The sequence below is a fragment of the Bacteroides sp. MSK.20.12 genome (assembly GCF_019052435.1).
Classification (GTDB): domain Bacteria; phylum Bacteroidota; class Bacteroidia; order Bacteroidales; family Bacteroidaceae; genus Bacteroides; species Bacteroides xylanisolvens.
In genome coordinates this window covers 25,668-41,273 of record NZ_JAHQVH010000004.1, presented here as the reverse complement: position 1 = coordinate 41,273, position 15,606 = coordinate 25,668, and the positions used below count along the sequence as shown (strand labels likewise).

The 15,606-nt window shown below is 40.9% G+C and carries 11 protein-coding genes; 3 read left to right on the top strand and 8 right to left on the bottom strand.

The window, feature by feature from the left end; translation table 11 throughout:
• Nucleotides 1-49 precede the first annotated feature (49 nt).
• From KTR06_RS03240 to KTR06_RS03230, 3 genes are all read left to right on the top strand, one after another.
• Nucleotides 50-865 carry an SDR family oxidoreductase gene (locus KTR06_RS03240; RefSeq protein WP_120067419.1) on the top strand — a complete coding sequence of 272 codons (816 nt, stop codon included), beginning with the start codon at nucleotides 50-52 and terminating at the stop codon, nucleotides 863-865.
• Between the two features lie 29 nt (nucleotides 866-894).
• Nucleotides 895-2,082 (top strand): mannonate dehydratase, encoded by a 1,188-nt coding sequence (uxuA, locus tag KTR06_RS03235; protein ID WP_120067420.1) that lies wholly within the window; start codon nucleotides 895-897, stop codon nucleotides 2,080-2,082.
• Nucleotides 2,083-2,159: 77 nt separating this feature from the next.
• A complete protein-coding gene (locus KTR06_RS03230; protein ID WP_120067421.1) occupies nucleotides 2,160-3,005 on the top strand; it encodes a pilus assembly protein N-terminal domain-containing protein in 846 nt (281 codons plus the stop codon).
• Between the two features lie 84 nt (nucleotides 3,006-3,089).
• Here the strand turns inward: KTR06_RS03230 and KTR06_RS03225 are convergent, their stop codons facing one another.
• From KTR06_RS03225 to KTR06_RS03190, 8 genes are all read right to left on the bottom strand, one after another.
• On the bottom strand, nucleotides 3,090-4,496 hold the full coding sequence (locus KTR06_RS03225) for a glycosyl hydrolase family 28 protein (protein ID WP_120067422.1): 1,407 nt from the start codon (nucleotides 4,494-4,496) through the stop codon (nucleotides 3,090-3,092).
• A gap of 115 nt (nucleotides 4,497-4,611) precedes the next feature.
• The gene (locus tag KTR06_RS03220) at nucleotides 4,612-5,910 is read right to left on the bottom strand and encodes an alginate lyase family protein (protein ID WP_134993376.1); all 1,299 of its coding nucleotides are present in this window, start codon (nucleotides 5,908-5,910) and stop codon (nucleotides 4,612-4,614) included.
• Between the two features lie 58 nt (nucleotides 5,911-5,968).
• Nucleotides 5,969-8,008, bottom strand: coding sequence for an IPT/TIG domain-containing protein (locus KTR06_RS03215; RefSeq protein WP_217289959.1), 2,040 nt, complete (start codon nucleotides 8,006-8,008; stop codon nucleotides 5,969-5,971).
• A gap of 49 nt (nucleotides 8,009-8,057) precedes the next feature.
• A complete protein-coding gene (locus tag KTR06_RS03210) occupies nucleotides 8,058-9,251 on the bottom strand; it encodes a DUF5013 domain-containing protein (RefSeq protein WP_217289958.1) in 1,194 nt (397 codons plus the stop codon).
• A 36-nt stretch (nucleotides 9,252-9,287) separates the two neighbouring features.
• Entirely contained in the window at nucleotides 9,288-11,084 is a 1,797-nt protein-coding gene (locus KTR06_RS03205; RefSeq protein WP_217289957.1) for a RagB/SusD family nutrient uptake outer membrane protein, read from the bottom strand.
• A 33-nt stretch (nucleotides 11,085-11,117) separates the two neighbouring features.
• Nucleotides 11,118-14,366 carry a TonB-dependent receptor gene (locus KTR06_RS03200; RefSeq protein WP_217289956.1) on the bottom strand — a complete coding sequence of 1,083 codons (3,249 nt, stop codon included), beginning with the start codon at nucleotides 14,364-14,366 and terminating at the stop codon, nucleotides 11,118-11,120.
• A 49-nt stretch (nucleotides 14,367-14,415) separates the two neighbouring features.
• Complete coding sequence (locus KTR06_RS03195; protein WP_120067426.1) at nucleotides 14,416-14,946, bottom strand: sigma-70 family RNA polymerase sigma factor; 531 nt, start codon at nucleotides 14,944-14,946, stop codon at nucleotides 14,416-14,418.
• Between the two features lie 233 nt (nucleotides 14,947-15,179).
• A complete protein-coding gene (locus KTR06_RS03190; RefSeq protein WP_120067427.1) occupies nucleotides 15,180-15,554 on the bottom strand; it encodes a hypothetical protein in 375 nt (124 codons plus the stop codon).
• Nucleotides 15,555-15,606 lie beyond the last annotated feature (52 nt).

Sequence of the window (15,606 nt, the reverse complement as noted above, 5' to 3'; positions counted from 1 at the left end):
AAAAACCCGCTATTTTTGCATCCATTCATAAAAACATTTGATAGAAACCATGAACGAATTATTTAGTATTGCCGGTAAAGTTGCTGTTATTACCGGAGCAGGTGGTGTACTGGGCGGAAATATTGCCCAACACTTTGTACAGCAGGGAGCAAAAGTTGTAGCTATTGACATTCGTCAGGAACAACTGGACAATCGCGTAACTGAACTTAAGCAATATGGTAACGATGTAATCGGCATCATCGGTAATGTACTTGACATCGCCAGCCTGGAGAAAGTAGCCGAAGAAGTTGTAGCCAAATGGGGAAAGATCGATATTCTATTGAACATTGCCGGTGGCAATATGCCGGGAGCCACTCTCGAACCGGATCAGCACTTCTATGATATGGACATCTCTTGCTGGGAAAAAGTGACTAACCTGAATATGAATGGGACAGTCTATCCGTCTATGATATTCGGTAAGGTAATGGCAAAACAGAAGAAAGGATGCATCATCAATGTATCTTCTATGGCTGCTTATAGTGCTATCACCCGTGTACCGGGTTACTCGGCCGCTAAAACTGCAGTAGCCAACTTCACCCAATGGCTGGCAAGCGAAATGGCACTGAAATACGGTGATGGTATCCGTGTTAATGCTATCGCTCCGGGATTCTTTATCGGTGACCAAAACCGTCGTGTACTTATCAACCCGGATGGTTCATTGACCGACAGAAGTAAAAAGGTGTTAGCCAAAACTCCGATGAATCGTTTCGGCGACATCAAAGAATTGAATGGTGCTGTACAATTCCTGTGTAGTGAAGCCGCTAGTTTCGTAACGGGAGCTATGTTGCCTATCGATGGTGGTTTCAGTGCATTCAGCGGCGTTTAATATTTAATCTTTTAATTTATTCAAACGCTATGATGGAAAAAACATGGAGATGGTTCGGCAAGAAAGATAAAATCACCTTGCCGATGCTCCGTCAGATAGGTGTTGAAGGAATCGTCACTGCATTACACGAGGTACCGAACGGAGAGATTTGGACAGTAGAAGCCATCAACGATTTAAAATCGTATATTGAATCGTATGGGTTGCGCTGGTCGGTCGTGGAAAGCCTTCCGGTTTGTGAGGCAATCAAGTATGCGGGTACGGAACGTGAACAGTTGATTGAAAATTATAAAGTAAGTCTTGCCAACCTGGGTAAATGCGGAGTGAAAACAGTCTGTTACAACTTCATGCCGGTAATCGACTGGATACGTACGGATTTACAGTACCCTTGGCCGGACGGTACCAGTTCGCTTTACTACGACCGTATTCGTTTCGCTTACTTCGACATCAAAATACTAGAACGTGAAGGAGCTGAAAAAGACTATACAGAAGAAGAACTGCATAAAGTTGCCGAACTGGACAAAGTGATTACAGAGACCGAAAAGGATGATTTGATTGATACTATTATCGTCAAGACACAAGGATTTGTGAACGGTAATATCAAAGAAGGAGATAAAAACCCGGTTGCTATATTCAAACGTCTGTTAGGTTTATATAAAGACATAGACCGGGACGCTTTACGAGAGAATATGTGTTACTTCCTTTCTGCAATTATGCCTGTATGCGATGAATATGGTATCAACATGTGCGTACACCCGGATGATCCTCCATTCCAGGTTCTCGGCCTACCCCGTATTGTCACCAATGAAGAAGATATAGCCTGGTTCCTGAATGCCGTAGACAATCCGCATAATGGGCTGACTTTCTGTGCAGGTTCTCTTAGCGCAGACGCACATAATGATACTCGTGAATTGGCAAAGAAGTTTGCAGGAAGAACCCATTTCGTTCATCTACGCAGTACAGAGGCCATGCCGGGTGGAAACTTCATCGAAAGTTCTCATCTATCAGGAAGAGGACATCTGATTGATCTCATCCGCATTTTCGAGAAAGAGAATCCAGGACTTCCCATGCGCGTAGATCATGGACGAATGATGCTCGGAGATGAGGATAAAGGCTACAATGCCGGTTATTCTTTCCACGGACGTATGCTGGCTTTAGCACAGGTAGAAGGAATGATGGCTGTGGTGGATGATGAGAAACAACATAAGATAGAGTTTTAATCTTATTTTTCATCAATATACTTTGAAATACAGGAAAGGAGCTTTACTTTTGTGAAGAAATAAAAAAGAAGAATATTATGAAAGCAAAAATGGCGAAGCTCTGTCTACTATTTATTCTATTATGCTCCCTTCCTGTATTTTATTCATGCAGCGACGAGGCTGACGATTTTTACCTGTTTGAATACTGGGAAGTAATGCTCAATCCAGAACCTCCTATTAGTGAAACCAGTTTGTCAATCACGGGAGGAACAAAGTTGGGAATTAAGGGTGGCATAGCTCCCTATACTGCAGAAATAGCCGATGGGCAAATTGCTACAGCTTATGTGGACAAAAACAATGATATTCAGATCAGCTCTATAAAACTGGGCAACACGTCATTGATGGTAAAAGACGCTGATGGAAGAATCATAAAAATAGGACTAAAGGTCGTCAACGGCAAACAATCTTTTTCAGTGAATTCCGTGGAAGCAAGAATCACAGGAATAGATGAAAGTCTGTTGGATGAACAACAAAAAGAAAAACTAGAAGCGGTCAAAAAAAAGATAAAGGATGAAGCGGGTATACAAGCTACAGGAGGAATAGCTTTCTCTTATGACCAAAAAAGTAGTGGTAAAGTGACAATTGTTACTAGTAAAGATAATGCTCCGAAAATAGAAGGAAGCTTCTCCCGCTCCACATCAGAGTCAGGCACTACATTCCAAATTACAATCAATGGTAAAGAGTATGACTGCAAATTTAAACTTCCCGAACGTTCCGATACTTCAAAGAGTATCACCACACGAGACCTTGGCCCGATTCCTTATTGGTTAGTGGAAGATGTAACTGAAGATTATAAATCAGATGTGACCGACCTATTCGGAATAAATGCCACCTCCCTGAAAATAGAACGCATTTATATAGGTTCATTCACTCCTTTACGATAAGTTTATTCCTCTTTCTATAAAATAGATGCGGCAAAAAGCACGAAAAACTGTTTTTTGTCGCATCTTTCATCTTTTAGTTATTAGCTACTTTATCCGTATCTTCTCTACAAAATCTTTTTTATCTATATTCAATTCTTCCAAAGAAGTGATCCGCCTACCGTTCAACACAATGTTTTCGAACAAAATATTCTCAATCTTCCTATTTTTATCATAACCTTCTATTAAAGAAGAATTGATATATTTCCCGGTACATGAAATATTACGGAATGTTATGTTCTTGACACCTCTGCCGGGACCTGTATTGTATTTTTGGTTATACATCACCCGAAGATGAAATAACTGTCCTTCCTGAATATGTTCCACACGAATGTCCTCAAAAGTAATGTTTTGTGCCAGGTTGTGATCCCCTACATTGATAGTCATACAGCCTTGGTAATCACGATCATCCTCATCATGCTCCAATATATCAATATTCCTGAATACTATATCTTCCAAAACTTCATCTCCCGTTTCCGTATTTCCATGTGTACCGATATTGATAGGATGCGCAATATCTGCCCATAGAGTAGAATTAAGTACATGAACATTGCGACAGTCTCCATAATAATTCCAACGATGCGTATAAAGAGCTATACAATCATCCGAATTACGAAGAAACACATCATCAATCATCACATCCGAGCAGGACATAAAATCCAGCCCATCACTCCAACCCTGATAGCTGAATGATTTCAGATTTTTGATAGTAATTCCGGTAGATTGTCCCCCAGAGACAGTATAATGCCGTGGATTGACCACCGTAACTCCATCAATCAGTACATTCCGGGAGTAGGTAACCGAAATTCCCTGTTGCGGTTCAAGCAACATGCCATGTCCCAATATTTTCACATTCTCTACACTGTCGCAAGTGAGACAACCTTTCAAAACGGCACCACCTTCTAAATAAACCGTCGTATTACTGGGAATACGGAAGCATTTTCCAGCCGTATCAGTCGGTTCATGTATTCCAGCTTCAAAATAAATCACGTTCGGATCATTCTTATCTGGCACATTTTTGATGATAGGATTGGCAAATACATGCAAATTATTCAGGCGATCTCCATTAAACTCGACCGACAACTTTTGTGGTTTATCTATCGTAAACAATAGAAAGTTACCATCAATCTCCGGTTGGATACCTTTGGATAAAGGACGCACCACTGCCGAACGGATCTCCCCATTGTTCTTTTGTACCAATACTTCCACTTTCCCTGAAAAGTCGAACTGAACCATCGTGGCATCGGACTTCGTATCCATATCCACCTTTACGTTATACTCATAAAGGTCTACCCAGTCTTTTTCTCCCACTTGCCGTACTTTTACCGTATAGTCATCATTGTGACGGGCATAATAGATGCCTTGAGGTACCGGATAGATGACTATTTCTGCTTGTATGACTCCTGTGGTCATTACAAGTAAAAATGTGAGCGCTATTCTTATTAGTTTATTCATTTCAAGTTTTTACTAATACCGTTAATGTCCTGGAATTCACCACAGATTGAAACAAATAATCCATCCACACTGGCATATCCGAATCTGTGGCGAAGTCTAACACATTTTATTCATTTTATCTTGCATACATCAGCGTACCGAGCCCAAGTACGTCATAGCCACCGGAGTTAGCGTCATAATACCCACCTCCTCCTTCTATTCCTACATATTCCGTAGCTATCTTAGTATATTTGAGATTATCATTCGAGATATTTTTTATCCCTTTGTAATGATAATAAGGCAATGCCCATATTGCACGTTTGATCCATTTGCCGCCACCAAGTGTTGTTTGCTCTTCCGGAATCGGATATCCCCATTGACTCTGTTTTTGCCATATATAAGTAGTATATGGTACAGTCTCATTAGTGTAATTACAACAAGCAGCATATTCACAAGCCCGCATGAACAGATTGTCATCATAAGCAAAAAAATCGTCTCCCTGACTCCATGCCAACTGACAAATAACTCCCATCAATCCGACACACATCAACGTGTGCCCTTGGTCACGTCCACTTTCCTGCCATTGAGCAAAGTTATAGTCCGGTGCATAATCGTGATAGATAGCACGACGTAAACGTCCGTTTGTATCACCCGTCTGCAAATGGTCGATACCTTCATTATAAATATCACGACGATCGGTTACAATGCCGATAGCCATTTTAGCCGCTATATTACAAAGACACCAGTTAGCCCAATAATGTAACGCATTCGTATCGTGATGACGTTTCAAGAAATCATCATTAGCAGGATAGAACACTTTAAGCAACCAATTCTGGAACGCTGCGAAGTCCGCACGATCCCATCCTTCATAATCCCTCAATAATTCACCGGCAATAGCAAATTCATAACCATAAAGTCCTGCGGCAAGCGATAAATTCGTATTACCTGTTACACCTACACAAGTCTGTACCCACTTATTCAGATTCTCCACTGCTTTTGCCGCATATTCATCATCTTGTTCAATCTTCCAACGAAGCGCCTGCTGATATGCAATAGTGGCCCCTCTGGCTGCATTCATATAATTTTCATCACCGGAAACTCCACGTTTAATCCATTCCGTAGGATAAGTATCTGCCGTCTTCTGCGAAAACTGACTTTCTACTAATAATTGATAAGCGCTAACCCAAGGCTCTTCTCCGGCAGCTTTTTTATCCCGGATACGCTGAAAGTCTTCCTCTGTATGCAACCCTTCATGCAGCATGGGTTCCGTTGACGGCTTAAGTTCAACCTGTTCCAAATTTACGTTATTATCAGGAAGAGGAATTTTATTCAAATCAGTTTCCACATTGACACCCGGAAGGTCAATGCCGTCCCCACATCCTACTAAAAACAGGGTAGCAAATACTGCGGTTATATAATATATCTTTTTCATCATATTTTTGGTTTAATGGTACACCGTATCTACCATTGATTACGGTGCACCCAATTATAGTTTATTGCTCTACTAACTCTAATTTGAAATTATCTATCTTAGCCCGTCCTTGTTTTACTGTAATCGTACATACAAAACCAATGACAACATCGGTAGGCTCTTCAACAGAAATATCAACTACTACATCACCCGTACCTGAAATAGAAGCGTTTGCCAGACTCTTACTTGGTATATCACTCGTATTTGCCATCTCATTACCTTTACAAACCGCAACATAACCGGTAAAACCTCTGCGGTCATATTCATAAACGTGTGCCGTCAACTTATATTTTCCTTTTTGAAGATGAGAAGTCTGATATACCTTACCATCATTTTTAGGATTGTCAAATCCCCAATCTGTTTGTAAAGCCAAACCTGCATCACTTCCATCACCATATTTCGTTTTAAATGCCAAATCAACAGCAGCACCTCCTTCACCAGCAGTCAAGTTAGAGTTCTGAACTATCCAATAAGCAGCTTTTGCCCACTCTCCTTTTTTATGGAATCCTTTATCCCCACCTTCTTTTACATATTCAAAAGGCTGTTTATAGTTCATGAGTACATATTGAGAAATATCTCCATCCACCGGCAGAGGTTGCAACATATCACTCTCTACGGGTTGTGCAATACCTTCAAACACCATTGTTACTTTTCCACCATTGAAACCCTGCGGAACCGTTACAGTAATAGAAGTCGTAGTAATCTCTTTAACCGTAACGGGTACGGATATTCCCTCAAAAGTAACTGTAACAGAATTCTTATCCGTTCCAAAACCCTTTCCTGTAAATGTTATTTCCTGTCCGGCTTTTACTAATGTACCATAAGGATAAATATACGGTGTTTCAACAGAAGTAATTTCTGGAGTTTCCCAAACCTCAAATGTGCCCGATTCGCCCATCTCTATTTCCTTACCCTGAATTATCAGTTTAATCTTCACCGGAGCTTCAGATGAAACTCCTTTGGGAACATTCACTACGATATTACCTTTATCATTCAGTGTCACTTTATCACAAACTGTTTCTCCGAAAAAGACCTGAATATTTTCAGCTTTCGTACCAAAGTTCTGACCAATGATCGTTACTTCCGCATTAATATATCCGGCTTTCGTTGAAATGCCTGTTACTGTCGGCATCGGTAATACCGTATATTTCAACTGTGTCCCGATAGTTTCAAACGGAGTAATGACAGTAATTGTATAATCTCCGGCTTCCAACGAAGCAGGTACAGTGAGTGGAATACTCTTATCCATCAAATTATCTGTATCTATTACAGCTTCTACAGGTTCTCCGCCAGCTTTAGAGAAAATTACTTTCAAAGGCTCCAACCCTTCAACAGACTTATCCAGCAATTCTTGCACAAGATTGGTTCCTGTTATTGCAAATTTACTGCCAGCAAAACCTGATGGAACCGGTTCGTCTTCCTTAGGAATATCAAGCGTTGCATGCTTCAACACAGTGAAAGGATAAGAAGCCAAATCAATCGTTTGTTCTGCCATAATAAGTGTCATAACTCCACTGACAGCTGTCTCGGGAATTTTGGCCGTAAATTCGGTATCAGTAGGTGTACCCACAATCTCTGCCTTGTCTGTAGAAGTCCCGAAAGTCAAAGTATACAGTGTTTTAGAAGAAACAAATTCTTGTCCTTCGAAAACAATACTGGCACCCGGAAAACCATAAGAAGGTTTCACTACGCTGACACCCGGCTTACCAAGTACACGATAAACTAGATCAGTCTCCACACGTTGCCCGAAAACCTCAACGGTTATCTTTCCGTTTGTTGCCGATTCCGGCACTTTCGCAAGGATAGCATCATCGGCACAGGAGACTACTACTGCCTCCTGGGAACCGATAAACACTTTTACATCTTCAGTTCTGATTCCAAAATCATCACCATTAATGGTAAATTCATTCCCAACATATCCTTCGACGGGTTCTATCTTTGTTACGGTCGCCACAGGATCAGTGTAACTCATTGGAACAATTTCTTCATTGTCCTCGTCACAAGCAGCTAATGCGAAAAACGAGAGAAAAACGGGAAACAGATAGCTATATATTTTCTTCATAATCTTAATTATATTATCACGATGAATTACTCTTTTTTCTTTTTCCACATTATTCAAGAATCAATTTCAATTCTGTCACCTTAAAGTATGAATTACCCTTTGCCAGTGAAGTCAGGAATCCAATAACAACGTCCGTTGTCTCCGTTACTTCAAATGAAGGTGTAACCAACGTACCCGAATCATTCGCTGTTCCCATTTTATCATAGGCCACATAAACTCCATTTAATTGCTCAAGATCAGAGACATTCGGTATATCACTTTCACTATCTCCTTTAGCTATCAATACGGAAATAAAGTTCCCCGCATCAGTAACTACCAATGTATATGCATAAGTGACTTCCAGTCTGTATCTACCAGGACGGAGCGTAGCAACCTGCCACATTTTCCCATCCGTATAAGCTTCTTTATCCCATCCATTCTGGAATGCTAACGTTAAGCCTTCTTCTGATTTATATTGCATTCCGGAAACAGTCGTATTGCCTTTTGCATTGAACGATGCTGCGTTTTGATTCCACACTGCCGGAGTCCACCATTCACCGTTCTTCCAACTTTCATCATTTGCCTTGGCAAACGGCTGCTTATAGTTTTGAAGATAAAGCACTGTCACATCACCCTTCGAATTAGGATTGAACATTGCACCACCTGTCATTGTATATCCGTGAATAGTCACAGTCACACTACCTGTCTGATAATCAGCAGGAGTTGTCGCAACAATAGTAGACTCATCCACCAGCTCAAATTCGGCCGGCGTTCCATTGAAACTAACAGAAATATCGGATGGATCCGTACCAAAATTTTCACCTGTTATAGTAACCTTGTCTCCCGTATCAGCTACCCCTTCACCGTCTTCACTATCAGAAGTCACTGTAATGACACGTGGTGTAGGTAGTACTGTATAATGACCGATATTCTCCACCTTTTTATTATAAATCTGTAAAGACAGATTGCCTGTTACTGCCGTTTCCGGCACCTCCACTACCAAACGGTTGTTCTTGCAGTCGAGCACTTTATTGGATTGGGCTTCACCGAAGAAAACTTTCACTGCTTCAGCACGGTCACCAAAATTGGTACCCGTAATAACAACCTGTGTAGTAACATATCCATCTGTTGGATATATACTCTCCACTACCGGCACAGGATAATCATAAACTCTATACTTGGGGTCTTGCTCACAACCGGAGAAAAGTGCGGAAACGCAAGCAAGTATTACCAAGTGAAATGTATATTTGAATAAAAGCTTCATATAATCTATGGTATTATACGTTAAACAATTGAATGATTAATATCCCGGATTTTGTACCAGATTCGAATTCAGATTGATTTGATTTCTTGGAATCGCCCACAAATAATCTCCTTTAGTAAATGCACAGTCAGATGATTTGAGAAGCACTACACAAGGTAACTTACCTTTACCTGTTTCTACAACTTCCGTTCCTTTCGTAAAAATAGCCGGATTGAAAGCACTAGTAGCATTCCCGTTTTCGTCTACAAATGCTGTAGGATAACTGGCATTACCTACCACCGCACCGCAACGAGACTCGTTCAGATTCTCTTCCGCAATGCCCCAACGTTTCAGGTCGTCGCAACGAAAACCTTCCATATAGAGTTCCAATGCACGTTCACGACGGATCTCATCCAGCATCACCTGATTGACTGTCTTATTCGCATTTGCCAGTACCCCTTCCTGAATTCGCTTTGCCAATGCATTTGTTAGGTTGGCAATTCCCGCACGGGCACGGATTTTATTTATCGACTTATTCAACTGGTCATCTGATATTTCACCATAGCGTTCCATCACAGCTTCGGCATAGTTCAAGTATACTTCTGCCAACCGAAGTACCGGATAATTGGCCGATTCATCTTTACTTTGGCGTTGAATATCGGTAATAGCAAACTTGGAAACACCATACCCACAGTTCTCAACTGTCAGGCTCGTAGCATACGAACCTACATAAGAAGTCAAACGGAAATCACGATTCTGAAATTCGTCCCCCGGATTCTTATATCCCTGGAACTTATCAGACATACTGACCGGAAGCCCATCAGTGCATAAAAACATATCAATCAATTTCCGGCTGGGACGCATATCCGTATAAATCACCTGATTCAAATCTACCTGTCCTTTACGCGTTTCCTGACTATATACAGAAGCGATAATAAATTCCTTGTTCGTCGCTCTTCCGGCACCGGCAGGATTACTAGCTTCTTCTTCAATATTAAACAGGTAACGATTGCTCATATTTCTCATAGCTGCAACATTGTTATAATTCCAAAGGGAATAAGCAGCATCTCCCATCACTGTTTCGGATAATTGCATGGATTCTTCCAGAAAAGCATTTACCTGATCGGAAGCCGGACCGGCAGAACCTTCAAAATCAGTAGAAGTGCCATTGTACTTACGCCAGGTAGCTTCATAAAGTAACACACGCGCCTTAAATGCCTGTGCAGCCTGTTTGCTAATTTTACCTTTGTCGGCAGAAGTGATATTCTGTTCCAACGGTAACCCTGCGATAGCCTCATCCAAGTCGGACAAAATCAAGTCAACAACTTCATAACGGCTGTTACGTTTTCCATATAACTCTGGTGAAGTCACGTCGAGAACTTTCGTAACGACAGGCACTCCGCCAAAAAACTTCAATAAGTAAAAATAGTTATAGGCACGGAAGAAATGCCCTTCGGCTAATTCTTTTTTAATATCCGCCAAATTACCTGTATAGGAAGAAACAGCTCTTTCAAACATGTGATTAGTGGCACGAATATTACTATAGCAATTATTCCAACGACTATCGTCATTAGGAATTCCCATCACACCGGTTCCCACACCATACGAATATCTGAAACAAGTAGAAAGATCGGAGGCTGCATCCATGTGATCGAATATACTTCCATAGGAAGACTGCCATCCCAATAATTGCCCGTAAAGCCCGTTAGCATATTCGCGAAAATGTTCCGGTGTCTTGAAATAAATTACATCTGTCTTGGCATCCAGTGGTTCCAAATCGAGGAACGTATTTACGCATGAAGAAAATCCCAATGCGCAGGTACAAATTAATATATAGTTCGTTATCTTTTTCATATCTTCTGTTCTGTATTTAATTTTCCATAGCTACTATAAAGTGATGTTCAGACCGAACGACCAAGTACGTGCAAACGGGTATCCACTGTTGTTGGAGGCTGCTCCCATTTCCGGGTCGAAACCGTCTCGAATACTGGTAGCTTCCCATAAATCATTACCAGAGAAATAAACACGTACTTTTTCCAGTTTTACTTTGCGAGTCCATATCTGCGGCAATGTGTAGCCGACTATTAATGTTTTCAAACGGATATAGCGGTTATTCTGCATCATAAAGTCGTTATTCTGATAATTCCAGCGTGCAAGATTCGCATTAGTAGTCAGACGAGGAAATTCCGCATTCGGATTGCTCTCTGTCCATGTTTTGCCCAAATATGTCGGGTTCTGATTGGCAGTACGTGTTTGAAAAGGATAAGCCATCCAGTCATTACGGATAACATACTGCTTGCCGACACCTTGGAACATCGCGTTCACATCAAAACCTTTCCATGCTCCTCCCAATGTGAAACCGAAAACAAAATGTGGATTGGAGTCACCAAGATATTGCAAATCGCTATTCTCATTCCCTGCACCGGAAATCTTATAATCACCATTCAAATCCAAACGTTTGGTATCACCCGGACGCAACCGGCTTGCACTTCCTGCTCCTACACCAGTCAGATCTTCTTTACCCTCTCCATAGAGTGCATAATAGCGGTCTACTTCTGCCTGATCTTTAAAGTAACCATCTGTACGATAAAGGAAGTACGAATTCAATGGATACCCATTCACGGCTGCATTCCAACCGGCCCCATAAGAATCTGCTCCTTCCATCTCTTTCAACAGACTCTTTGTATCACCAATATTAAAGTTGGCATAGTAAGAAAAGTCTTTAATCTGATCGCGCCATCCAATAGTGAACTCCCAACCTTTTACGTTCAAATGACCACTATTCGTTTTAGGAGCTTTACCTCCTAAAACACCCGGATATGTGACATTTACCAACATACCGGTATTATCTTTTATAAAATAATCGAATGTAGCTTTCAAACGATTATCGAAAAAGTTAAGATCGATACCAAAGTTTTTCTGTGAAACTTTCTCCCAAGTACGGTCATAAGAAATTAAACCGCCAAAACCTGAAGATACTTGATTAGCAGGTATAGTTCCAAAACCGGCTGTTCCAAGAGAGACAGTAGACACATAATCGTAATCACCCAGCCCGACATCATTACCCGAACTACCGTAACTTAAACGCAACTTACCAAAAGAAAGAACAGGTTTTAAAAATTCTACAAATTGTTCTTCCGAGAACGCCCAGCCCAAAGAAACGGAACCGAAGCTCTTAAAACGATAACCGGGAGCAAACTTGGAATTTCCGTCACGACGCCCCATCAATTCAACCATATATTTTTCCGCATAGTTATAATTCAAACGGGCAATATATGAATAGGTACCATTATGAGTCTTTCCTCCACCGTTACCCTGTGTACCCGTAGCCAAATTCAAATCGTAAATTCCGGCATCCTCAAACTTCTCACGGGCGGTAACGACTTTTTTATTTACCCACTTCTCGGCACTGATACCGAACATAGCATCTATATTATGTACTTCGGCAAATGTACGCTTATATTTCAATAACCCTGAATAGTACTGATACCGGGCATTATTTGCCTGTACCAAATATCCCGGCTGATGAGAATCTTTAAAGTTCATCACATCTTGCGGAGTACTAAGGGTTTGTGTTGTTTCATATACTAACTTCGCCGTCTGCTCGCCGAACCAATTGTAACACTGTACCGGAAGCGAATAGCGTTCTCTACGGTATTCCTCATTTTGAAAGGAAGCAGTACCCTCGAAAGTGATTCCTTTCCAAATATCCACCAATGCTTTGAAATCGACACGGGTAGTCAGTTTTTCCCTCTCGTCACGTCCTCCATCTGTTGTAGCTGCCGCCGCATTGCGGTCGCCCACATTACCAAAGTTGGCATACCATTGTCCATAGGGATTCTTAGCCGGAAAAAACGGAGCATCATTTCCGTAAAGTGTACGGTCGATACCATGTGTCGGTGTTTCAGTATTTGTTTTAATCATACTTGCCGAAGTTTCCAATTTGAACCAATCAGTCAATTTGATTCCATAATTCAAACGCAAGTTCAACTGTTTCTGCCCGTCATAGGCAGTGGCCAAATTGGCTTGATTATCAGCATAAGCCAAAGAAATACGGTAATCAGATTTATCCGTAGAACCTGCTACACTCAAATTATGCTGATAAGAATAACGACGGGCAAACAATTCATCCAAGCGATTGGCATTGCCCACAAACATTGTACCCCAATCGGCTACAGTCGACTCGTAAATTCCTTCAATGCCTTGAGCCATCTTTTTCAGGTTTTCTTCTCCCCAGCCCCACCAGTCATGTTCCGGCATTTCTTTATTGGCTTCCAACCACATGGTGGCATATTCCTGCATACTGGGAGAAAAAGCCATAATACCATTGGTAGTGAAACGCATATTGAAGCCATAATCTACCGTTGTCTTGCCTTTACCTTTTTTGGTAGTTACCAATATAACACCATTAGCTGCTTTTGCACCATAAATGGAAGCTGAACCGTCTTTCAATACACTAATATTCTCAATATCATCCGAATTTAGATTTTGAAATGACTCTGAATTCAATACGGGTACTCCATCCACAATAATCAACGGACTACCGCCATTGACAGATGTCAAACCACGAATCTGAAAATTTAATCCTTCATTACCCGGACGTGAAGAAGAACGAGTGACCACCAATCCCGGAGTAGCTCCTTGCAAAGCAGCACCGACATTGGTAATGGCACGGCTTTCCAATACCTGGCTACCTATTTGCTCTACCGCACCTGTCAGCGTAGCTTTCTTCTGTGTACCATAACCTACTACAACGACCTCATCCAGTGCATTATTATCTTCCTTTAGTACAACTTTAAAATCAGAGCGGTCATGAAGGTTAATAATCTGATCTACATATCCAATATAGCTAATTTTAATCTGTTTCGCATCAGCAGGAATATTCAGAGTAAACCGGCCGTCAATATCGGTGATTACTCCTGCATTTCCTCCGACCACCACTACATTACAACCTATCAGAGGTTCGCCGTTAGCATCCGTAACAAGACCTTTAATTGTGCGACCAGTCTGGGCGGCAATCAAACTCTCTTCTACAGATTCATTTGCATAGAGCGCTATACCAGGTGATCCTCCCAGCAGCATGGCGAAAGCCAATGCGACTCCTCTACTACATAAGAATTTGGATTTAATTTCCATAATACTATTAAATTGTTAAAGTTAATATGTGTTTTTCCGAATCTGGTATTTAACCGACTTTGGAGAATTCATTTTTCAAATAGGTGCGAACAGTCTTACGAGCCAGTAATAGTTGACATTCCACCGTGCGAGGAGATAATGACAACTTTCCAGCGATGGCAGGACACGATAATTCATGATGAAAGCTCAATTCATAAATTCGACGACGCTTAGCAGGAAGATTTTCCACCACTGTGTGATGCAGTTTTTCCAATTCATCATATTGCACCGCTTCTTCGGTGGTATTCCGACTGCTGTCTTCGACATTATTATATATGTAAGAGATAAAATCTTCCTGTTTATAATAACGGCGGATTTTATCCGTCACAAGATTACGTGCAATAGTGACAAGTAAAGACCATACAGTATCTTTGTTCACAAATGCCCTGTGTTCCCATAAACGAACAAAGACATCTTGCGCCAGATCTTCCGCTTCGTATGGATGACAAATACGGATGGCGATATAGTTCTTGATAAAGACTCTATATTTCAAGTAACATTCAGAGAAGAATCTGTCAAATGTAGAAGACTGTTTATTCATGGCATTAAATTTATCCGTTTAACGATGTTACAAAAGTAAGGAATAGGCTTTAGAACGGATACAAGAAAAGTAACAGATGACAACGCAATTGTAACAATTCTATTCTTTTCATAAAATTCCCCATTTCATCGGGGATTTTCTTATCATTATCAGAAAAAAAAGAGGAGACGCTACTTCTAACGACTCCCCTGTTTCTATATTTGCATAGATGATGTTACCTCATCTACATTCTTTCATTTGCTCGTTTGTAATTCTTGAAAATCCGGTATACGTTTTACGTTCGCACCTTTCATGACACCTCTTTTGATAGCTTCATTCGTATCGGTAATTTCTTTTTTGACGCGTTTATAGTATTCTTTTGTCAGACCCTTTTCGATCGCTTCCGATTCTGTTACAGCCCATAAATATTGATAATCCATCAACATCAGATCCGGAGCAACGACTTTAAAGAACACACTGTCTCCATCAAATTTCTCACGCAAGTCACCCAAATAAATAGTATCTGCCGGATTCACCTCTTGAGCGTTTGCATTACCTTTCGAACCACTACCTCCACAAGAAGCCAACAACAAACTTCCAACCAATGAAATAAAAACTAATACTTTCATATAATATCAATTAAAGATTAAAAATTAAAAGTCTGCGATACTATGATCGCCA

Excerpts from the sequence above, each read along its gene's own strand:
- KTR06_RS03240 (WP_120067419.1), top strand. The coding sequence starts at position 50 with ATGAACGAATTATTTAGTATTGCCGGTAAAGTTGCTGTTATTACCGGA.
- uxuA (WP_120067420.1), top strand. The coding sequence starts at position 895 with ATGATGGAAAAAACATGGAGATGGTTCGGCAAGAAAGATAAAATCACC.
- KTR06_RS03230 (WP_120067421.1), top strand. The coding sequence starts at position 2,160 with ATGAAAGCAAAAATGGCGAAGCTCTGTCTACTATTTATTCTATTATGC.
- KTR06_RS03225 (WP_120067422.1), bottom strand. The coding sequence starts at position 4,496 with ATGAATAAACTAATAAGAATAGCGCTCACATTTTTACTTGTAATGACC.
- KTR06_RS03220 (WP_134993376.1), bottom strand. The coding sequence starts at position 5,910 with ATGATGAAAAAGATATATTATATAACCGCAGTATTTGCTACCCTGTTT.
- KTR06_RS03215 (WP_217289959.1), bottom strand. The coding sequence starts at position 8,008 with ATGAAGAAAATATATAGCTATCTGTTTCCCGTTTTTCTCTCGTTTTTC.
- KTR06_RS03210 (WP_217289958.1), bottom strand. The coding sequence starts at position 9,251 with ATGAAGCTTTTATTCAAATATACATTTCACTTGGTAATACTTGCTTGC.
- KTR06_RS03205 (WP_217289957.1), bottom strand. The coding sequence starts at position 11,084 with ATGAAAAAGATAACGAACTATATATTAATTTGTACCTGCGCATTGGGA.
- KTR06_RS03200 (WP_217289956.1), bottom strand. The coding sequence starts at position 14,366 with ATGGAAATTAAATCCAAATTCTTATGTAGTAGAGGAGTCGCATTGGCT.
- KTR06_RS03195 (WP_120067426.1), bottom strand. The coding sequence starts at position 14,946 with ATGAATAAACAGTCTTCTACATTTGACAGATTCTTCTCTGAATGTTAC.
- KTR06_RS03190 (WP_120067427.1), bottom strand. The coding sequence starts at position 15,554 with ATGAAAGTATTAGTTTTTATTTCATTGGTTGGAAGTTTGTTGTTGGCT.